Raw genomic sequence first — 21,388 nt, forward strand, 5'->3', positions numbered from 1 at the left:
CGGCGGCCGTGATGGTCGCGGTCTTCTTCACCTTCGCCCTCTCGGGACCGCTGCCGCCCAAGGAGATGGGAGTGATCCTCGGGGTCGCGGTCTTCCTCGACGCCGCCCTGATCCGCCTCGTGCTGCTGCCCGTCCTGCTGCGCCTGATGGGGCGCGCGGCCTGGTCCTGCCCGAGATGGCTCGCGCGCATCCTTCCCGACATCCACTTCTCCCACTGACACCAGGTTGTGGCTGTGGTGTGGGCAGCCGGCATCGGCCGCTTACACCACAGCCACACCCGGGCCCGGCGCTGTCCGCACCGGCTGGTCTCGTAGCTCCCTCACCGATATCGACCCCGTAAGGATGCTCCCGTGCGCTTCCTCGAGTACATGTCCACCCGTATCGGCCGCGCGATCCGCGCCGTTTTCGGCCTCGCTCTGATCGCCGTCGGCGTCGTCCTCGGCGGCAACTGGGTCGCGCTGGCGGTCTTCGGCCTGCTGCCGCTGGCCACCGCAGTGTTCGACGTCTGCCCGGTCTCCGTGTTCTTCGGCGGGACCTGCCGCAGCGACTCCTGCTCACCCCGGTGACCGGCGCACGATCCGCACCAGGCGCTTGCCCTCGTCATCATCGATCTCACGTAGCCTGACACGCTCAGCCAGCAGCTAAGTCTCACGGACCAGGGTCCGAGACCAAGCCGACCGGCCGAGCAAGCTCGACAGGGCGTACAGATCGACTAGGAGCAAGCACGGTCCGCAGCGGCGGACGGGATCTGATGCCGACCGTGATCGCGGGCCAACGCCGGGCATCCCGGTGTGACGCACACAGGCAACTCTGCTAGCCGGTCTGCGTCCGAGGTCTGCAGACTTGGTCGGTTATGCCCTGGCTGCGAGATCATGGACGTGGATCCTGTCGGCTGGCAAGGCGTGGCGGGCAATGTCGCCGATGTGGTCATGGTGGGTCAGAACGATGATCTGGAACCGGTCCGCCATACCGTCGAGGAGCTGAAGGGTGGCCCGCGTGCGCTGATCGTCGAACGTCATCAGCACGTCGTCCAAGACCAACGGCATCGAGCGACCCTGGTCCGCATAGTGCTGCAGAGAGGCGAGGCGGAGCGCGAGATAGAGCTGGTCGAGCGTGCCCTCGCTCATTTGGCCGACGCCGACCCGCGCGCCGTCGGCCTGGCGCGCCTGAAGTACGACCTCGTTCTTCTCGTCGGTGGCCACCAACTCGCTGTACTCGCTCAGGGTTAGTCCGGCAAACAGCTGTTGGGCCGCTCGCAGAACCGGCGCTTGGTGCTCTTGACGGTACGTCTCGATGCAGCGCAGCAGGATTTGCTCTGCGAGTCGGAGCCGCAGATAGTCCAGGGCGTGTCTGGTGATCGCCGCACGTTCCTGTTCTACCGCGTCGGCTGCCTCGGCTGCGGCTGCGGAGCCGTCCATCCGGTCAAGCTCGCTCTTCGCGTTGGTCAGTCGTTCGACAGCTGACTCGCGATTTGCCTCCGTCCGGGAGATGACCTCATCGAGATCCTTGATTGAGGCGGCGAGTGCGTCCGGGTCATCCAGATCGGCGATCTCGCGCTCGAGTTGCGCAAGGCTGACGCCCTCGCGCATCAGGCCGTTCTCGGCCACCTTGAGCTGCTTGCCCAGGTCTGTCAGCGCGACGGCGCGGCGGGACGCCTGAATCAGCTCCTGCTCGTCAGCGACGCACGCCCGCCGAAGTAGAGCGTTGAGCACATCAAGGTGGGCTTGGCGCTGCGCTGCACCCTTAGCTTGCTTGGCCCGCTCGGCTGCCAGCTCCTTCGTCAGCCGGTCAAGCTCCCGCTTGTCCTTGATCTCGGCGTCGAGCGCGGCCTTGAGCGACTTCGCGGTGCTCTGGTGTTTCTGGGGGTCGGACACCGGCGACCGTCCGCAGCCCGCGAGTACCTCCGCGAGGAGTTGAGAGAAAGCGGCGACCTGAGCCGCGGCTGAATCTGCACGCTTCTCAGCGGCGTCGGCCTCGCGACTGCATCGTGCCGCCTCGTCGAGCGCAGCCAGCGTTTCCGACACCTCATCAGGTTGCCCGGACAGTCCGTGCTCGGCAAGGAGGCGTTGCCACCGCTGCTCGCATGTGGTGAGCGCGTCTTCAAGCTGCGCAACCTCTTCCGCGCCGTCGGCCACTTCGCTACGTAGCCGCTTTGTGAGGGCGGCGGCTTTGTCGCGCTCGCCGATCTGCTTGGTGAATGCTTCGCGCTGGGTTGTCGCGAGTGCAATCAGTTCGCTGAGCGTCGCCTTGGCAGTCGGTGGCGCCACCCCGGTCTCGTTAAGGATTGCGCGCAGCCGGTCAGCGCAATCCTCGGCCAGAGCCTGGTCTGCTGAAAGAGTCGTGCTTAGCGTGTCGCGTAGATCAGAGAGCTCACGGAGTTTAGCGATCGCAATGAGCAGTTCGCGTGCGGCCTCGTACGCGGGCGGCTGAATTCCGCTAGCTGCCCACAGCGTGATCCAAGCGTCTTCGATTGCGGTTCGCTCCTGCATCGCCTGGTTGAGCCGCGTCTGAGCAGCGGCAAGGCGGTCGATCGTCTGCTGAAGGTCGGTTTCGAGGGCTCGGCGATCCGCGAGACGCTGCGCCTCGCGCCGGATGCGGTCGACCGTCAGGTCGGCTGCATTGACCGCGTCCTCGAACTCGCCGACTGGAAGCGGTACTGCCAACTCGGGCTGTGCGGTGGATGCAAGCCGCGGACGTAGAGCGGTCCACAGGTGCTCGCGCTCATCACGAGCCCGTTCCAGCTCCATCTCGCTAGGCGGCGGATCCGCTGCGAGGAAGTGGTCCAGAGCCTCGCGGTCGCGATCGCGATCCGCAGTGAGCTCCGCAGCCTTCTCCTGCAGCTTCGTGACCGACCTGTCTGCGGCATCCCACGACTTCCGATGCGCGTTGACTTCTTCCTCACTCGGGAACGTCCGCTCATCGACATCATCGGGCAGCGCGAATCGCTGGTAGCGCCTACGTGCTTTGTTGAGCTCACGGACTGCGTCGTCGAGCTGCTTAGAGGAAGTTCGATTCCGCTCGTCGAGCGTGGTCGGGACAGAGTCGATTACGGCGCGCAGCGCGGTCGTGTCCGGTGGCGAGGGGATGTCGGCGAGTTTCTCCTCCTCTTTCTCAAGACTGCGGCGCTGCTTGGCAAGGCCCTTTTTCGCACCGGCCAAGGCGGTGGCTGCTTGGACTAGTTCGCCGCGCAGATCGTCGACTCGCGTGCGCACCAGAGCGGATACAGGTGCGGCCGACTCCGACTCCTGGTACTGGGGGAGCCCGGCCAGCATTTCGGCTGCCTCGAGGCGGAGCTGTCTGGCTTTCTCGCGATCGCCGGTTTCGGCCTGTCGTGCTTTGACCGCCGAGTTGGCGTCTGCGAAGAGCTCGTTGATCAGATCGCTGTGGTCGATCAGGCGCTGATCAGGGTCGAGCTCCGAGGTTTCGCCCTCAAGACGCGAGATCGCCGAGGTGTGGGCCTCCAGCTCGCGCTCAACTTCATCGATGGAGCGGCGGACGCGCTCATACTCGCGAGTTATCTCGGCATTGACAGAGGTCTCGGCTTCCAGCTCCTTCTTCTCCTCCAGCAGTTGGCTACGGTTGATCATGCCGGGGAGACATTGCTGGATCCGCATGAGGCGTTCCCGCTCCTGACGCGTATGAGTCAGTTGCTCCGCGATTTGAGCACGCCGCTTCTCAGCTTCGGCCACAGCGGATTGCGCCTGCTGGTAGTGCCGTGGACTGAGCAGCGCCTCATCACGTCGGCGCAGTGCGGTCCGGTACGGCCCCGCATCGTGGAGGGCCGCGTTGAGGACCGGAAGCTTCCCACCGGAGACCCAGAGCTTCCTGATCTGCTCGGCCAGTTCCTTGTGAAGCGAACTCAGATGTGCGCTCGACTGACTCTCGAATAGCGCTTGGCCGACTTCTCCGTTGACGTCGAGCAGGCGCTTCCCGCCAGCGCGCAGTTCGTTGTGATCGATCGCGAATGTTCGCGTGAAGTCGTCCCGCGAGACGCCAACGAGGATCCGGTCCAGAACGACCTGCTCGAGAATCTCGTCGCCTGGTCCGCGCAGCGCCGCCTTGTTGCGCTTGAGGCGCACGATCTCTTGAACTCCGCCGTCCGATGCGCGCAGCAGCGCAGCGAGCCGCAGGCTCGGCATGTCGTGGACGAAGGCATAGGGGGTATGCAGCTTGATTCCGTACAGCAGGTCTGCGATGGCGTTGCGCAGAGTGGACTTGCCGGCCTCGTTCGGACCCACGACGAGGTGGACTCCGGGGCCCGACAGGTCCAAGCTCGTCCCGCTGAACCGGCCATAGCGATCCAGGTCGAATCGGTCGATGCGCATCAGTCGCGCTCCTCCATCATCGCGGCCAGCAGTTCGGACGCCTCCCCGAGGAGGTCGGCGCACCATTGGTCGTCATCGGGAAACTGCCCTCTGTCGTCGCGAACCTGCGATGGGAGGCGCCCCCAAAGGGGGTCCTTCTTGATTAAGTCGCGCAGAAGATCGCCGTTCTCGCCCAGCTGCTTCGCAGTACGTACGACGCTCTCCGCCAGCTCGGTACCGATGTTCCGCCCCGGCCCGCCGGAGGATTCGGGCTGCGTCTCGACCCGTACCTTCTCCACCCACACATCGCCCACGTCATAGCCGAGCGTGCGGATCTCGTGGGTGAGCCTCTCGCGGTCGCCCCATAGCCGCAGGTGCGCGCTCGAGCGGCCGGTCAGGCGTACTCGGGCAGCCAGGAGGCGACCGTCTGCCGACGACCTGGCTCCCGCCAATGCGTTGCGCACTGACTCGCACGCGTCATCCACGCCCGTGGCCTTCGACACATCCACGAGCACCTGCTCCCAGCGGACCACGTCGAGGGCTCGGTGCTCGACGCTCACGCTTTCGGATTCGACTGTGATCAGGGCGCACCCCTTTGGACCCCTCTCCTTGGCGTGCCGGCCTTGGATGTTGCCCGGAAACACGATGAACGGCTCGCGTGAGACCTCTTCTCGCGCGTGGACGTGTCCAAGCGCCCAGTACCCGTAGTCGTGCGCGGCGAGCTGATCGACCGTGCAGGGGGCATAGCGGTCATGCCCCTCCCTGCCGTTAAGTGCCGTGTGCAGCAGTCCGACGTTGAAGTATCCGGCACGCGCGGGTGGGTAGTGCACTGCGAGGTTCTCGGTGACATCCCGGCGCACGTAACCCTGGCCGTGGACGGCGAGACCGAGTTCATCGTCAAGGATGGTTTCGGGCCCGTGAATGTCGAACACTCGTACGTTCGGCGGCAAGCTCAGCGTTCTGCTGATCTGGCTTGCCGCATCATGATTCCCTGAGACGAGGTACACGGGAATGTCGGCATCGTGGAGCCTGTGCATCTGACGCTGAAAGAAGATGCCTGTATCGAACCCCCGCCACTCGCCGTCGTAGATGTCCCCGGCAAGCAGCACACTGTCGACTCCTTCGGAGAGAGCCAGCGCGACCAGGTTCTCCGTGGCCTGTCTGGTCGCCGCTCGGATAGATGCGGCGGGCGCGTCGGGATACCTCTCCAATCCCTGCAGAGGACTGTCGATATGCAGATCGGCGGCGTGCAGCAGCTTCATGGCAGGCACCCTAAGCCCTTCGGCCATAGGCTGTCCGGGCTTTGTTCGAACTCATACTCGTTCGTCATCAAGACAGCGTGCAACTGCTGGCCGACTTCGTTCATCTCAGTGACTCGGACGCGGTATGCTCGCTGGACCGACGTTGGTGGCGTCGGCGCACGAGGAGGGTCTGGGTGGGACTGCTCGACCGTTTCAAGGCTCAACCGCGCGGTGGACCCGCTCAGTCGGCCATGCGCGTTTCACCGCCGATCGCTCCTGTGCGGCCGATCGCACCGGGTAAGCGCGAGAGGCCTCCGTTGCATGCAGCCCAGTGGTTGCCGGCCGGAGCGTCCGTGGTCATCGGGGGATACACCATCGTCGGCGGGCTACTTTACGTGGGCAGCAGCCTTCCGGTGGCGCGTCCGGGCGTCGGCTCGGATCCGGCGCTCATCAACCCCGACCTCCCGATCGGTCGACGGCCGGACATATCGGGGCAGGAGTTGAGTTACTGGCCGGGCTACGGGTCGATCTCCCCGGACCAGAGGACGGCCTATCTCGCGTGGCTCTCCACCGGGCGAAGCAACCCCGAGGTCCCGATCGGATATGTGTTCCTCTACTTCTACGGCCTTGAGCGCCGCATCCTCATCGACTGCGCCGCATCGGCGGCGCTGCGTGCCGAGGTCCCCGCACTCCGCGCCGAAGTAGAGCGCCTGCTGTCGATCTATGGCGGCTACCACCCTTTCCGGAGATACGCGACGAGCCTTCTCGGTCTGGTCGGCCTCATGCTCGGCGGACAGAACCGAACGCCCCCGGAGTACACCGGTGAGAAGTGGCCTGTGCCGGTCCAATTGCGTGTCGTGCTCGGTGAGTACGGCCGCGCACGCGCGCCGATCCCGGCGTCGTGGGCTATGGCCTGGGCGCTGTTCGGTCCCGAGATCTATCCGCGAACGCCCGTCGTGCGGTGCCCCGATGAGTTCGCCCGGCTCTTCCACGCTCGATACACGGCCAGGTTCGGACCCGGGATGGTGATTCCCGTCGCGCGCAAGACCGTGACGGTTGAGTACATGCCTGCGAGTTCAGGACTTGCGCAGACCGCGTGGGACACGAAGCTGCCGGACGTGTTCGAGCTCGAAGCACCGTTGAAGGTCCTCGGTGCGATCGTCGACGAGGTGACGGACGAGCTCGACTCCTATAGCCGATGGCTGGGTCGCCATCCCGATGGGAAGGACACACTGGCCGCGCTGGCGTGGCTGCCGGCCGCATTGATCGACCCGAGAAGGGAACCCGTCAGAGGGCTGCTCGGATTGATCGAGCGCCGGTTGTCCGGGGCTGACCAGGCGCTGATCGACGGTCTGGATCTGGTTCGCGCCTGGGGTGCTAGCGGGAGCTCCAAGCTTACGAAGCAGGAGTCGAGCGCTCTGGCTCAGCTGCTCGCAGGCCAAGGATTCGGGCTCGAACCTGACCCGCGGTTCGGCGGGTCCCCGCTCGGAGCCAGTCCAGCCGTGGTCTTCCGCGTCGATCGGGACAACGCACCGCAAGTCGCCTCCAGCGCCTACACCTCGGCGACGACCGTGATCCGGCTCGCGGCTGCCGTTGCGTCTGCAGACAGGTCGTCTGTCGCCGAACAGGACTATCTCACCGCCCACGCCGAATCGGCGCTGGGGCTCTCGCCGGAAGAACGAAAGCGCCTTCGCGCCCACCTGCACCTGCTCTTGTCGTCAACAGTGAAATTGACTGGGCTGACCGCCAGGATGGCCGACCTCGCCCAGGGCGAGCGTGAGCAGACCGCCGCCTTGTGCCTGGCCGTCGCAGCAGCCGATGGAGTCATCGCTCCCGCGGAGATCTCGACGCTCACGAAGATCTACAAGCTGCTCGGCCTTCCCGACTCTCGAGTCTTCCAAGACATCCACGCCACCACGGCAGCCGAGAGCGAGCCGGCCCGGGAGCCGGTCACCGTCAGCCCCGGAAGGCCGCGGGAAGAGACTGGATACCTGTTACCGGCCCAGCCTCCGGCCAATCCGACCGCGAGCAAAGAGCTCGGCCTCGATCGTGCGGCGATCTCAGCCAAGATCGCCGATACCGAACGGGTGAGCGCTCTACTCGGATCGATCTTCGTCGAAGACGAGGCTCAACCGCAGCAGGTCCAACCGACGCAGATCACGGAGTCCGCGCCCATCGCGAGCCTCGATGGGCCGCACTCAGCCCTGCTCCGTGACCTCGCGCGTGCCGACTCGTGGTCGCGCGCAGCCGTAGAAGACATGTGCGCGAAGCTCGGCCTGCTCACGGACGGCGCTCTCGAAGTCCTCAACGACGCCGCATTCGACTGCGTCGGCGATCCCGTTGTGAACGGCGCGGACCCCCTGGAAATAGATCTCGACGTCATGGAGGAGATGCAGCGATGACGGACAGCCGTATCAGGCCCCGCGAGCGAGACGCGATCGTGCAGTCGCTGCGCGCGGGCGTCGTGCCGCGCAGCGGCCACCAGCACATTCAGGTCGGGCGCGCGGATGAGGTGCTCGCGCTCGTCAGTGACATCCAGCGTATCGCCGACGGCGGTTCGGCCGTGCGCTTCGTGATCGGGGAGTACGGCTCAGGCAAGACGTTCTTCCTGCAACTGGTTCGCGCCATCGCGCTCGAGAAGCGGCTGGTGACGATGCACGCCGACCTCGGGCCGGATCGTCGGCTGCACGCGACCGGAGGCCAGGCGCGAAGCCTCTACGCCGAACTGACCCGCAATCTGGCCACCCGTTCCAAGCCCGAGGGAGGGGCGCTGGCCAGCATCGTCGAGCGCTTCGTGAGTCAAGCGCTCGCAGAGGCCCGCACGTCCGGCGGCACGCCGACCACCGTGATCCACGACCGGCTTTCTCAGCTGTCCGAGATGACCGGCAAGTACGACTTCGCTGAGGTTGTCGCCGCGTACTGGACGGGCCACGACACCGGTAACGAGCAGCTCAAAAGCGATGCTGTCCGCTGGCTGCGGGGAGAGTTCGCGACACGCACTGACGCACGCCGCGCCCTCGGCGTGCGCACGATCGTCGACGACGCGAACGTCTACGACCAGCTCAAACTGCTGGCCCGCTTTGTGCGCCACGCGGGCTACGAGGGCGTACTCGTCGGCTTGGACGAGATGGTCAACCTCTATAAACTCGCCAACACACAAGCCCGCAACTCTAACTACGAGCAGATCCTGCGCGTCCTCAACGACTGCCTCCAGGGATCCGCCGCACACCTCGGTTTCATCTTCGGCGGAACACCCGAGTTTCTCCTCGACACGCGGCGCGGCCTGTACAGCTATGCCGCGCTACAGTCGCGTCTAGCCGAGAACTCCTTCGCTTCCAACGGCCTAGTGGATCACAGCGGGCCAGTGTTGCGGCTCGCCAACCTGAGCCCCGAAGACTTCTACGTGCTCCTGACGAAGCTCCGCCACGTCTATGCCGCAGGCGACCCCGCCGCCTACCTCCTTCCGGAGCAAGGCATCGAGGCCTTCATGCAGCACTGCTCCTCCCGCATCGGAGACGCCTATTTCAGAACGCCGCGCAACACCATCACCGAGTTCATCAACCTGCTCGCCATCCTCGACCAGAATCCTGGGGCCGACTGGCGGCGGCTGGTCGGAGAGGTATCGATCCCGCAGGACGTCAATCCCGACCTGCTCCCGCTGGAGGGCGAGCCGCTCGAGCAGAAGCAGGAAGCGTCGACCGACTCGTCGCCTGGGTTCCAGGGTCATACCGCCGAGCCGGACCGCCCGCACCAAGATGGCAGTCTGGCGACGTTCCGCCTCTGACGATGCCAGGTTCCGCAGCGTTCGAACTGCTCCACCCCGTCGTCCGGAAATGGATCTGGTCTCATCAGTGGACGCAGTTGCGTGACGCCCAAGAACGCGCCGCGGCGCCGATTCTCACGGGCGACCGCGATGTCATCATTGCCGCGACGACCGCATCGGGAAAGACGGAGGCGGCGTTCCTGCCGATCTGCTCGGCGCTGCTTTTCAGCGAGGATGAGCCGCGTAGCGGCGTCCAAGCGCTCTACGTCAGCCCCCTCAAGGCCCTGATCAACGATCAGTACGGGCGCCTCGACAACTTGTGTCGCGACGCCGAGATACCGGTTCATCGTTGGCACGGTGACGTGCCGGGCACACAGAAGCGCAAGCTGCTTGCGAAGCCGTCGGGGATCCTGCTGATCACGCCGGAGAGCCTCGAAGCGCTCTTCGTCGTGCATGGCACTGCCGTCGCGCGGATCTTCGGCGAGCTCCACTACGTCGTGATCGACGAGGTCCACACATTCATCGGATCCGAGCGCGGCGCGCAGCTCCAGTCTCTGCTTCACCGCGTCGAACTCTCCGCGCGGCGGCATATTCCGCGTGTTGGTCTGTCGGCCACCCTCGGCGACATGTCCGCCGCGTGCGACTGGTTGCGTCCCGGCAACGGCGAGCGTGTGGAAGTCATCGTTGCCCGGGACGGTGAAACCGAGATCAGACTCCAGGTGCGCGGCATCCTTGAGACGCCGCCTGAGGTGGGGAAGAAGTCGGATGAGGGCGGCAGTGCCGTCCGTATGGCTGCGGACGCCCTGTTTACGACCCACCGTGGCAACGACGGACTCGTATTCGCCAACTCGCGGGCCTCTGTCGAACAGCTGACAGATCTCCTGAGCCGCCGCAGCGAACGCGATCGTGTACCCAACGAGTTCGTTCCCCATCATGGCAGCCTCTCCCGCGCACTGCGGGAGCACGTCGAAGCGCGGTTGAAGGACCGCAGCAGTCCGATCACCGCGGTATGCACGTCCACGCTGGAGATGGGTATCGACATCGGCTCGGTGGCGGCCGTGTCCCAGGTCGGCCCACCGCCGTCGGTATCGTCGCTGCGCCAGCGCATCGGCCGATCTGGGCGGCGCGGTGCTCCCGCAGTGCTCCGCGCCTATGTCATCGAGCGGGCAGTGACGGAGCGGACAGCGCTGGTCGATCAGCTCCGAGTCGGCATTTTTCAGACTGTGGCTATGGTCGAACTGCTTGTACGCGGGTGGTGCGAATCGCCCGACAACGGAAGCCTGCACCTGTCGACCCTCGTACAGCAGGTTTTATCTCTGATCGCACAGCACGGCGGAGTAACACCGCAGGAGGCTTATACGACACTCTGTGGCCGAGGGCCCTTCTCGAACGTTTCCGCTGACGTCTTCGCGAAATTCCTGCGTTGCCTCGGAAGGCATGACCTCATCGTCCAGCAGGCCTCGGACGGCCTACTACTCCTCGGGCAGGCAGGCGAGCGGCACGTCAATCACTACACCTTCTACTCGGCGTTCCAGGCCGCGGATGAGTACCGCCTGCTCGCAGAGGGCCGGCAGTTGGGATCCCTGCCGATCGGCTTCCCGATCAGCGAGGGGACCTTGATCATCTTTGCGGGTCAACGCTGGAAGATCACTGCGATCGACGACCGTGGCAAAACGATCGAACTGGTGCGGTCTGCCGGCGGGCGGCCGCCGATGTTCGAGGGCGGCATCGCACCGGTAGCCGACATGGTTCGCCGCGAGATGTACGAACTTTATCTCGGACATGAGCTTCCCGCTTACCTGGACGAGCACGCGCGGGAACTTCTGGGTGAGGGCCGACGCAACTTCGCCCGGTACGCGCTGAACGGTAGGTCGATCCTCGCGTCGGGAGGCGAGACACATCTGCTCGTATGGCGCGGCGATCGCGTCGTCTCGACCATCGCGATGGCCCTCGCCACCTGCGGGCTCGAAACGAGTCGGCAAGCGATGGTACTGAGCGTGATGGCGGATGAAGACACGCTACGGCATGCGATCAAGAGCCTCGCGGGCCAACCGCCGCCGGATGCGCGGCACCTGGCAGGGATTGTCAAGAACAAGGCCGTGGAGAAGTGGGACGGTGTCCTTGACGAGAAACTGCTTACGCTAAGTTGCGCCGCGCGAGACGTCGATGTCGCTGCCGCATGGGAGGAGCTCGCCCTCATCGCGGATGCCTGAAAGCCGCGGTTGAGCCAGCTGTTGCGACGACGGCGAGGGCAGTCAGGAGGGTGAATGTAGCTGCCGGCAGGACGGCAATCGTATGGTCGGTCATGTGCGTCCGCTCTTCGGGTGGGATCCGGTTGTGACGGTCAATCTCGTAAAAGCGGCTCGCCGTAGTTCGGCCGGTCGAAGATAAACGATGTCGAACTGGTGGACCGGACTATGGCGTCCGATGGTGAGAGAATCGGCCCGCCGAGTCGGTTCGGTGCGGCATGCTGTAGGTGGATGGCTGGCTGCGGTTGGAGAGGGCGGCGCGGATGGTGATCGAGGCCGGGGTGGTGGCCGGGTATGTGATCGCGTGGGCGGTGCGCAAAGGCCGCCGGGTGGCCGGGGGTGTGGACGAAGAGATCGATGAGGCTATCGATGCGGGGCTTGAGAAGCTGCACACGGCGGTAGCCGCAAAGCTCAGTACGCATCCGGCGCTGGAGGATCTGACCGAGGAGGCAGCCGATGGCGAAGGTCATGTCAGCGAGCTGACCCGGCAACAGATCGAGTTGGCAGTGACGGCGGCGGCGAAAAGGGATCAGGAGTTCGGCCAGACGGTGAGCGATTTGGTGGCCGCGCTACGGGCCGCCGAGCAGACCGGCGGCGTGTCGGTGGTGGCCGGTGCCGGATCGCGGGTGTTCGCCGGTGATGCCGCTGTCGATGCCCGAGAGGGCGGGATTGCGTTCGGGCAGGTCGGGGGAGATGTGCACGTGGATCGCGATGCTGCCGGGGGGCGAGGGCCGGACCCTACGGAGCCGGGCCGGTCGCGCCCCTGACCGCGTCCGGTGCATCCGTCGCAGTGCAGCGCGCACACGGCGAGACGGTTGGGCAGTCGTCTGCGAGCGTGATCGCACAAGACGGTGCGGCCGGTATCGGGCAGGTCGTTGGAAACGCCGAGGTGACGATCAACAATCACTACGGGTCGGCTGGCGCGCCTCGGCCGGTACGTTCTGCGTATCGGCGGCAGGTGGAGCGGATCGCGCCGCCCGTACTCCGGGACCGTGGCGAAGAGTTAGCCGAGCTGGCCGGGTTCTGTGTGCAGAAGGGCCGTGGCCCGTACGTGTGGTGGCGCGCCGGGCCGTGGGCTGGCAAGTCCGCGCTACTTTCGACCTTCGTCCTGAACCCGCCCGAGCCGGTCGCTGCCCGTGGAGTGGTGCTTGTCTCGTTCTTCATCACCGCCCGGCTGGCCGCCCAGGACACCCGCGAGGCGTTCACGAGCGCGCTGACCGAGCAACTGTGCGCGTTGCTTCACAGGGACCTGCCGGTCGTCGGAGATGAGGCGGGCAGGGAAGCAGCCCTCTTGGATCTGCTGGCCGACGCTGCGGCCGACTGCCGGCAAGCGGGTGGCCTGCTTGTGCTGGTAGTCGACGGGCTCGACGAAGACCGCGGGGTGACCACCGGGCCCGGGGCGCACAGCATCGCCGGGCTGCTGCCGGCCTGCCCGCCGGATGGCATGCGAGTGATCGTCGCTGGCCGGGCCAACCCTCCGATTCCGGATGACGTGCCGGACTGGCATCCCCTGCGCGACGCGGGCATCATCCGTCTACTCGCCGACTCCCCCCATGCTCGAGACCTTCAGCGCCTCGGACAGTCCGAACTCAAACGCCTACTGAAGGGCACGCAAACCGAGCAGGATCTACTCGGACTGCTTACGGCCGCCCGTGGCGGGCTGTCCGGCCCCGACCTTCGGGAGTTGACCGGCACGGACCTGGTTGTAGTGGAGGAGATCCTGCACACTGTGGCCGGACGCACCTTCAACCGCCGTCCCTCCAGGTGGGCCCCGGACATCGGTTCGCAGGTGTACCTGCTTGGTCACGAAGAGCTGCATAACGCCGCGCGCCACTACATCGGGCACGCACGCCTGGCCGCCTACCGGCACAGGCTGCACGCCTGGGCGGAGCAATACCGCGCTCCCGACGACGGCTCTCCGGCATGGCCGGAGAACACTCCCGAGTACCTTCTCACCGGCTACCCCCGAATGCTCGAGACCGCTAAAGACTCCGATCGGCTTACGGCCTTGGCCATCGACCCGGCACGCCACGACCGTTTACTGGATCTGACTGGCGGAGACACGGTCGCGCTCAACGAGGTCGCGGCCTGCCAGAACCTCCTACTCGAGCGTGTACAGCCGGACCTCTACGCTCTGGCTAGGCTCTCTTACCACCGCGGACAGCTCGAGACCCGCAATGACAACATCCCGGCCCAACTCCCAGCCGTGTGGGCCGCCCTCGGCCAGCCGACCCGTGCCGAACAGCTCGCCCGAGCCATCACTGACCCAAACCGGCAGGTGCAGGCGCTGGCCGCCCTGGCTGGGGCGGTGGCTGCGACAGGTGGTGCGGGAGCGTATGCCCACAGCGAGCAGATCGCCCTAACCGTCGCCGACCCGTACTGGCGGGCGCGCGCGTTGGCCGCCGTGATCAGGGCGGTGGCTGCCGGGGGCGATCACGAGCGTGCCGAGCAGCTCGCCCGAGCCTCCCCCGACCCAGACGGGCAAGTGGAGGCGCTGGCCACGGTGGCCGGGGCGGCAGCGGTTGCGGGCGAGCATGATCGCGCCGGGCAGGTCGCCGCCGACGCTGAGCAGATCGCCTGGGCTATCACCGACCCATACCAGCAGGCGAGAGCGCTGGCCGCTGTAGTCGGGGCACTCGCCGCCGTCGGCGACCACGAACGCGCCGGGCAGGTCGCCGCCGACGCTGAGCAGATCGCCTGGGCCATCACCGACCCATACCTACAGGCGAGAGCGCTGGCCGCTGCAGTCGGGGCACACGCCGCCGTCGGCGACCACGAACGCGCAGAGCGGGTCTCCCGCGAAATCACTGACCTGTACCGGCAGGCAGAGGCGCTGGCGGTGGTGGCCGCGGCGGTGGCATCTGCGGGCGGGTACGAACGCGCTAAGCAGATAGCCCGGACCATCGCCAACCAGTATCGACAGGTGGAGACGCTGGCTGCGATAGCCGGGACGGCGGCTGCCGCAGGCGAGTACGAACACGCTGGTCAGATCGTAGTCTGCGCTGAGCTGATTGCCCGGGACATCATTGACCCGGATCGGCAAGTGAAAGCGCTGGCCATGGTGATCGAGGCTGCGGCGGCTGGGGGTCAGCACGAACGCGCCAAACAGATGGCCGGTCGCGCCGAGCAGATCGCTCGAGATATCACCGACCTGAGTCGGCAGTCGGCTGCACTGACTGCGGTGGTCGCTTCGCTGGCCGCCGCGGGCGAGCACGAGCGCGCCAAGCAGCTCGGCCGGTCCATCACCGACCCGAGCCGGCAGGCAGCCGCACTGACTGCGGTGGCTGGATCGGTGGCTGCCGCGGGCGAGCACGAGCGAGCCAAGCAGATCGCGGCGTGCGCCGAGCTGATCGCTCGAGACATCACCAATCCGGTTCTGCAGGCGGGGGCGATGGCTGAAGTAGCCGGGTCGCTGGTTGTAGCGGGCGAGTACGAGCGCGCCGAGGGGCTCGCCCGGTCCATCACCGACCCGATCCGACGGGCGGAATCTCTCGCTGCCCTTGCAGAGGCGCTGGCTGCCGTAGGCGAGCATGAGCGCGCGGGGCAAATCGCCCTGTCCATCACGGATCCGGGTACGCGGATGGCGGCAGTAGCTGCGGTGGTCAGGTTGGCGGCCGCTGCGGGCGAGTACGAGCGCGCCGAGGGGCTCGCCCGGTCCATCACCGACCCGATCCGACGGGCGGAATCTCTCGCTGCCCTTGCAGAGGCGCTGGCTGCCGTAGGCGAGCATGAGCGCGCGGGGCAAATCGCCCTGTCCATCACGGATCCGGGTACGCGGATGGCGGCAGTAGCTGCGGTGGTCAGGTTGGCGGCCGCTGCGGGCGAGTACGAGCGCGCCGAGGGGCTCGCCCGGTCCATCACCGACCCGATCCGACGGGCGGAATCTCTCGCTGCCCTTGCAGAGGCGCTGGCTGCCGTAGGCGAGCATGAGCGCGCGGGGCAAATCGCCCGGTCCATCGCCACCGCTCCTGATGACTCCGAGGACTCCGAGGAGTCAGACCACTTCGACCGCGTCGAACTGAACGCCTATGCAGAAAAGCGAATGGAACCCCTCGCCGCCTTGGCAGAGGCGCTGGATGCCGCAGGCGAGCACGCGTACGCCGGACGGCTTACCAGCGCTCTGGCTGGCGACTATTACCAGCGTGCAGGAGCGCTGGCCAAGCTGGCCAAGGAGATGGCTGCCGCTGGGAACTACGAACACGCCAGCGAGATCGCCTCGGTGATCGATGATCGGGTTCTCCAGGCGCGGGCTCTGGCCGCGGTGGCTGAGGCGGCCGCGATGGCCGGTGCTTACGAACGCGCTGGGCAGATCGCCCAGGCCATCACCAAGTCGGACCAGCTCGTGGAAGCGCTGGCCGCGGTATCCAAGGCCACGGCCACTGCGGGTGAGTACGAATACGCGCGCCGGTTTGCGGCCCACGCCGAGCAGGTCGCCCGCGACCTCTCGCACCCAAACGAGCAGGCAACAGCGCTGACTGTCGCAGCCGAGGCCGCTGCGGTTGCGGGTCAGTACGAACGTGCCAAGCAGATCGCCCTCGCCATCACCGATCCGTATGGGCAGGCAAGGGCGCTGGCTGCGGTGGTTGGGGCAGTCGCAAACGCCGGAGAGCACGAACGCGCCAAGCGAATCGCCCGGGCCATCAGCAACCCGAATCGCCAGGCGGCAGCATTGGTCGAGATAGCTATGGTGATTGGCCCGCCGATGGCCGGCCACTTGCTGGGAACGGCATTTGCGCTGGGTTCATGGCTGACGCCGCTTCCAGCGTTAGCGAAACTGTACCCGCACGAGGTAGCGCGGATCGCTGACGCAGTGTACGCAATGAATCCGGATCGTTCAGCGTCCGGTGCAGTCGGACCGCTGCAGCGATGACGCCACCCTCAAAGCCCGAAGTCGCGTTCATTATGTCATGCTGATCTACCCGGCCCGGCCGGTGGGGTGCCCCTTCCAGAACGGTGAACCCGACTGCGAACCGCAGGGGATGCGATCGGCGGACGTTCGGGTCATGCTTGATTCATGAGGTTCGCGACTCCAGGCTCTGCTCCGATTGACGCCGTTGAAGGCGGTGCGGCGGACGGTGGCTTCCGGGCTGGCGGCTGCGACGCTCTGGGACCAGCTTGGGACCACACGTCCTACGCGATCATGAACGACCTGCGATTGGAGGCTCGACATCCGCGACTGTCCGAGCATTTACATCGTGCCTGACGTGCAGGGATGGCTTTCGGACTTGACTGGGGGTCAGGGGGTCGCAGGTTCAAATCCTGTCAGCCCGACAGATGAAGTTGCAGGTCAGAGCCCTACGCTTATCAGTAGACGTAGAGCACATGACTGCTGCTGAGTGACTACTGAGTGACTAAGTCCGGCGTAGTGACACCTGACTCGAGCAAGACAGTCTGGTCGTCAAACACGCTGGTCGGTGAGCAGGCCTGGCCGAGGTCGAGGTGCTGCGCACCGTGGCCACCAACGTCTTCGGCACGCGCAACGTCCTGCAGGCCGCGGCGCGCTGCGGCGCCGGCACCGTGGTGACCGCCTCGACCGGCAAGGCCCTGCGGCCCTACTCGCCGGACGTCTACGCCGCCTCCAAGCGGATCGGCGAGTGGATCCTCGCGAGGACCGCCGCGACCGGCGAGCTGCGCCTGGCCGCCTCCCGGTTCACGCACGTGGTCGATAATTCGATCATCGGCGAGCGGCTGCGCTCGTGGTGCGCGAAGGACGAGCCGATCCGGCTGCACAGCGCGGAGATCGGCTTCTACATCCAGTCAGCGCTGGAGTCCGCGCAGCTGCCGACGAGGTTCCCGGCGACCCCTGCGGCGACTACCGCCTCGAGGTTCAGGTGCGTGCCGGCGACCGCGCCGGCGGCAAGTGCCCCGCCGAAGAGCATGATCGGCTCGGAGGGGACGGGGATGCAGGCGGACTCGGCCAGCATGAGCACGAATATCGCCAGATACCCGTAGTCCGCGATGAAACTCTGCACGTCGGTGGCCTTTCTCGCAGCCGCGCGATGAGGTGGGTCGAGACGGTTCGGGGAAGCGGCGCGGAGGGGAGCGCCGGTCATTCCCCGAACCGCCGGTGATTTTACAGGATTGTAGATGTTCACCGTGGGTTCAGTCCGGCTCTGCGGCCGCGATGTCCGGGACCGCGAGGCTTCCGCGGTATCTACGCGCGCGGCCATCCGGGTTCCGGGCCGGGGCCGCTCAACTTTCGGGAGCTTTGATGAAGCGCACACCCACGCTCGCTGCGCTGGCCGCGGTCGCCGGCACCGCCGCGATCACACTGGCCGGTTGCTCGTCCTCCACCACGGCGGGTTCGTCTAGTTCAACCGCAACGTCGACTCCGACCGCGACGACGGCGCTGACCGTGCGCACGGTCTTCAGCGGCAAGACGCAGGGCTGGACCCAGCCGGACGACCTCGCCGCAGTCGGAAGCCACCTGTTCGTCGCATTCCAGAACGGCGTCGACTCCAAGGGCGGCACCGCCGGAAAGCCCCTGAACAGCACGCTGGTCGAGTTCGAGCTCAACGGCACCATCGACCACAGCTGGCCGATCACCGGCAAGATCGACGGCCTGGGCGCGGACTCGGCGAACTCGCGAGTGGTCGCCACGGTCAACGAGGACGGCAACTCGAGCCTGTACACGATCGGCCTCGACGGCACCGTCAAGCACTACACCTACAGCCAGAACCCGCTGCCGCACGGCGGCGGCACCGACTCGGTCGTCGCTGAAGGCGGGGCGCTGTACATCTCCGCCTCGGCCCCCTCGGGCTCTACCGGCCCCGCCGTGTTCAAGGTGACGCTCTCGGGCAGCACCGCGCAGATCGCCAGCCCCGCCCCGTTCAACATCAACAGCGCGGCCACGGCGATCGGCTCGGGTAAGCAGACCACGCTCGCGCTCACCGACCCCGATTCGAGCACGATGGTGCCCGGCAGCGTGCCGGTGGTTGGCGGCGAGTTCATGCTCAACTCGCAGGGCGATGACCAGCTCATCTTCGACAAGCTCGGCCAGTCCGGTGCGCCGCAGGTGCTGAGCATCAAGCAGTCGGTCGACGACGTCGCGTTCCCGACCGCGACCGGCGGCACGCTGCTGAGCGCGGACGCGAAGACCGACTCGGTCGACGCCATCACCGGCACCTTCACCGCGAACGCGGCCTACACCGCCGTGACGCCGGGCAACGCCAACAACGCACCGGCGAACGCCGCGCCGAACTACTTCGGCACCATCGACCTGGCCACCGGCGATGTGACGGCTGTCAAGACCCAGGGCGTGAAGCTGACCCCGCACAGCCTGATCTACCTGCCCTGATCCTCTGACGCGGGACGTACCGGCCGGTTTCTCGATCGACAGAGCGTTCGAGTAGATGCGTCAGCGGAGCTGTTTCAGGTTGGGCTTCCTTGAGAACCCTGCTGCTGGCGGCTCCGCGTTCCGCATCGTAAGCGCCCGCGGAATCTTGAGGCTGGGTGTGCCGTGGGTACCGTGTGGTCAGGTGGGGTCATCGATCAGGGCGGCGCGGGCGAAGGCGCTGAACTCCTCGTCGGGGATGGCGGCCGCGTCCTCGGGGCGTAGGCGGATGGTGCGCACGCCCGCGGCGAGATCCGGATGGCGTTCGACGAAGCCGGCGTCGCGACCCAGCGGCCACCCGTAGATGGACACCCCGTGGCGCCACGCGGCGAGGAACAGCTTGCGGTTCCCGCGGACGAACGTCGGCATCTGGTAGCTGAGGGTCACATGGACTCCTGGACACGCGTCGAGGATCAGGGTGTGCAGCCGGTCGAACAGCGGCCGGTTTTCGGCGTCGACGGCATCGATGTAAGCACGGACCCGCTCTTCCACTCCTCCATTGTCCGCCACGACGGGCCTGCGTGCAGCTTGGCTGATCAGGGCGGATGGAGATCCGTAGCGGAAGCATCTAGGGTCGGCGCGTGGCTTTTATCATGGTGTGCGAAGATGATGCGTCGGTCCGCGGCGTCCTCAAGCGTGCCCTGGAGCACGATGGCCACACGGTCTCCGTCGCCGCCACCGCCGGCAGCCTGTTGCGGCAGCTCGAACCGGTGCCTGAGTTGTTCGTCTTGGATCTCGGGCTTCCGGACGCCGACGGCCGCGACGTGTGCCTGGCCCTTCGCGCGCGCGGCCTCGATGCGCCGGTGGTGATGCTTACCGCGTTGGACGGCCTGCATCACAAGGTGGGCGGTTTCGAAGCGGGCGCCGACGACTATGTGACAAAGCCCTTCGATATCCCGGAGTTGCTGGTCCGCGTTCGGGCGCTGCTGCGCCGGGCCAGGTTGGCGCCCGCGCCGCGCGAGGTCGTGCTCGATCCGGCGAAGCACGTGGTCACCTACGGCTCGGTGAGCGAGAGCCTGACCCCGACGGAGTTCCGGTTACTGGGCCGCCTGATCGCGGCCGAGGGCGACGCGGTGCGCCGCCATGCCCTGATCGCCGCCGGTTGGCCGCACGGGGCGCAGGTGAGCGAGAACACGCTCGACTCGTTCGTGCGTCGGTTGCGGACCAAGCTCGGTCCGCTGGGTGTGGCCGAGCGGCTGGCGACCGTGCGCGGGGTGGGGTACCGATGGCAGTGACGGGACTGCGTGGAAGGATCGTTGCGCTCACGGTGCTGATCGCCACGGCCGTGGTGGCGATACTGGTCGTGCTGCTGCACGTGCTGCTGAGTCGGGTGCAGGATGCCGACGCGCACGATCTGGCGCGCACCCGCGCCGAGGCGGTCGTCGCGAACGTCACCGTCGCGGGCGGCCGTGTCGTGCTCACGGAGAACGGCAGCGAGGCGTTCGACGCGGTCGCCTGGGTGTACGCCGACGGCCGCCTGATCGACGGGAACGTGCCGACGAGTGTGGTCGATCGCGTCGAGCAGTTGGCCGCCTCGGGCACGTCGCAGACCGTCGTCGTCGACAACTACCTCCTGTACGCCCAGGAGGTCCCGATCGATGGCCACCACGTCATAGTCATCGTCCGAGTGGACCTGACACCGTATGAGACGGCCGAGCAGCTCAGCCTGACGTTGTCGCTGATTCTCGGCGGCATCGCGGTCCTGCTTGCCGGCGGTCTCGCGCATCTCGTGGTACGTCGTGCGCTGCGGGTCGTGCGGGAGATGGCCGCCCTCGCCGAGGACTGGAGCCATCACGAACCCGGACGCCGCTTCGAGCTCGGCGTCCCCCGCGATGAGTTCGGGCAGTTGGGACGGACGCTGGATCACCTGCTGGAGCGCGTCGAGAACGCGCTGGCGGACGAGCGCCGGCTCACCGATGAGATCGCCCACGAGCTGCGGACCCCGCTCACGGCGCTGCGGGGCGAGGCGCAGTTGGCGCAGCTGTCCGGAGAGCCTGTGGCGCCGGAGGCAGTGCTGGGCGAGGTCGACCGCCTCAACGCGGCCATCACGACGATCCTGCGTGCCGCGCGCGCACGCATCGACGCAGGCACCCAGTGTGATCTGAGCTCGGCCGCGCGGCAGGCGATCGCCGGTCGCCCGGTCGAGGTCGCCTTTCCGGCGAGGCTCGAGGTCGCCGTTACGACCGAGGTCGTCGTGGCGCTGCTCTCGCCCCTGTTGGAGAACGGCCTGCGCCACGCCCGCTCGCGCGTGTGGATCAACGCACGAACCCAGGGCGAGACGGTCGTGGTCGACGTCCTCGATGACGGCCCCGGGTTCGATCCCGCGGAACTCGACCGGGTCTTCGACGCGGGGGTGACCGGCGTCGACGGGTGCGGTCTGGGCCTGCCCGTGGTCCAGCGCGTCGCCGGGCCGGCCGGGGTGCGGGTGCGCGCGATCGCCGACGGACGCGGCCACGTCGAGGTGACGCTGCCCGCGCCGCGCACGGCCACGTAGTCAG

General features: G+C 66.7%; 13 protein-coding genes and 1 pseudogene. 11 read left to right on the forward strand and 3 right to left on the reverse strand.

What is annotated here, in order from left to right; genetic code table 11:
- Positions 1 to 218 (forward strand): annotated as a pseudogene (locus tag KDK95_RS23500) (MMPL family transporter); the annotation flags it as partial.
- A 132-nt stretch (positions 219 to 350) separates the two neighbouring features.
- Complete coding sequence (locus tag KDK95_RS23505; RefSeq protein ID WP_212520432.1) at positions 351 to 566, forward strand: YgaP family membrane protein; 216 nt, start codon at positions 351 to 353, stop codon at positions 564 to 566.
- Between the two features lie 285 nt (positions 567 to 851).
- Here KDK95_RS23505 and KDK95_RS23510 read toward each other — a convergent pair whose 3' ends face one another.
- Together KDK95_RS23510 and KDK95_RS23515 are read right to left on the reverse strand one after the other, a co-directional pair.
- Complete coding sequence (locus KDK95_RS23510; protein WP_212520433.1) at positions 852 to 4,325, reverse strand: ATP-binding protein; 3,474 nt, start codon at positions 4,323 to 4,325, stop codon at positions 852 to 854.
- Positions 4,325 to 5,566, reverse strand: a complete 1,242-nt coding sequence (locus KDK95_RS23515) for a metallophosphoesterase family protein (RefSeq protein WP_249161772.1) — start codon at positions 5,564 to 5,566, stop codon at positions 4,325 to 4,327. The genes KDK95_RS23510 and KDK95_RS23515 overlap by 1 nt, the downstream gene beginning before the upstream one ends.
- Before the next feature lie 173 nt (positions 5,567 to 5,739).
- Here KDK95_RS23515 and KDK95_RS23520 point away from each other — a divergent pair, with 173 nt between their 5' ends.
- The 7 genes from KDK95_RS23520 (at position 5,740) to KDK95_RS23550 (ending at position 18,854) form a co-directional block, all read left to right on the forward strand.
- Positions 5,740 to 7,947 (forward strand): tellurite resistance TerB family protein, encoded by a 2,208-nt coding sequence (locus KDK95_RS23520; RefSeq protein ID WP_212520435.1) that lies wholly within the window; start codon positions 5,740 to 5,742, stop codon positions 7,945 to 7,947.
- Complete coding sequence (locus KDK95_RS23525; RefSeq protein ID WP_212520436.1) at positions 7,944 to 9,329, forward strand: ATP-binding protein; 1,386 nt, start codon at positions 7,944 to 7,946, stop codon at positions 9,327 to 9,329. Before KDK95_RS23520 ends, KDK95_RS23525 begins: the two co-directional genes overlap by 4 nt.
- 2 nt (positions 9,330 to 9,331) lie before the next feature.
- A complete protein-coding gene (locus KDK95_RS23530; protein WP_212520437.1) occupies positions 9,332 to 11,521 on the forward strand; it encodes a DEAD/DEAH box helicase in 2,190 nt (729 codons plus the stop codon).
- A 299-nt stretch (positions 11,522 to 11,820) separates the two neighbouring features.
- A complete protein-coding gene (locus tag KDK95_RS23535) occupies positions 11,821 to 12,324 on the forward strand; it encodes a hypothetical protein (protein WP_212520438.1) in 504 nt (167 codons plus the stop codon).
- A gap of 68 nt (positions 12,325 to 12,392) precedes the next feature.
- Complete coding sequence (locus KDK95_RS23540) at positions 12,393 to 16,427, forward strand: hypothetical protein (protein WP_212520439.1); 4,035 nt, start codon at positions 12,393 to 12,395, stop codon at positions 16,425 to 16,427.
- 581 nt (positions 16,428 to 17,008) lie between these two features.
- Entirely contained in the window at positions 17,009 to 17,509 is a 501-nt protein-coding gene (locus KDK95_RS23545) for a polysaccharide biosynthesis protein (protein ID WP_212520440.1), read from the forward strand.
- A gap of 259 nt (positions 17,510 to 17,768) precedes the next feature.
- Complete coding sequence (locus KDK95_RS23550; protein ID WP_212520441.1) at positions 17,769 to 18,854, forward strand: hypothetical protein; 1,086 nt, start codon at positions 17,769 to 17,771, stop codon at positions 18,852 to 18,854.
- Between the two features lie 177 nt (positions 18,855 to 19,031).
- Here KDK95_RS23550 and KDK95_RS23555 read toward each other — a convergent pair whose 3' ends face one another.
- Entirely contained in the window at positions 19,032 to 19,382 is a 351-nt protein-coding gene (locus KDK95_RS23555) for a DUF1801 domain-containing protein (protein WP_212520442.1), read from the reverse strand.
- A gap of 89 nt (positions 19,383 to 19,471) precedes the next feature.
- Here KDK95_RS23555 and KDK95_RS23560 point away from each other — a divergent pair, with 89 nt between their 5' ends.
- Both KDK95_RS23560 and KDK95_RS23565 read left to right on the forward strand, forming a co-directional pair.
- Positions 19,472 to 20,125 carry a response regulator transcription factor gene (locus KDK95_RS23560; protein WP_212520443.1) on the forward strand — a complete coding sequence of 218 codons (654 nt, stop codon included), beginning with the start codon at positions 19,472 to 19,474 and terminating at the stop codon, positions 20,123 to 20,125.
- Positions 20,116 to 21,384: a sensor histidine kinase gene (locus KDK95_RS23565; protein ID WP_212520444.1), complete on the forward strand. Its 1,269-nt coding sequence runs from the start codon at positions 20,116 to 20,118 to the stop codon at positions 21,382 to 21,384. The genes KDK95_RS23560 and KDK95_RS23565 overlap by 10 nt, the downstream gene beginning before the upstream one ends.
- Positions 21,385 to 21,388 lie beyond the last annotated feature (4 nt).

Source organism: Actinospica acidithermotolerans (assembly GCF_018139625.1).
Lineage (GTDB): Bacteria > Actinomycetota > Actinomycetes > Streptomycetales > Catenulisporaceae > Actinospica > Actinospica acidithermotolerans.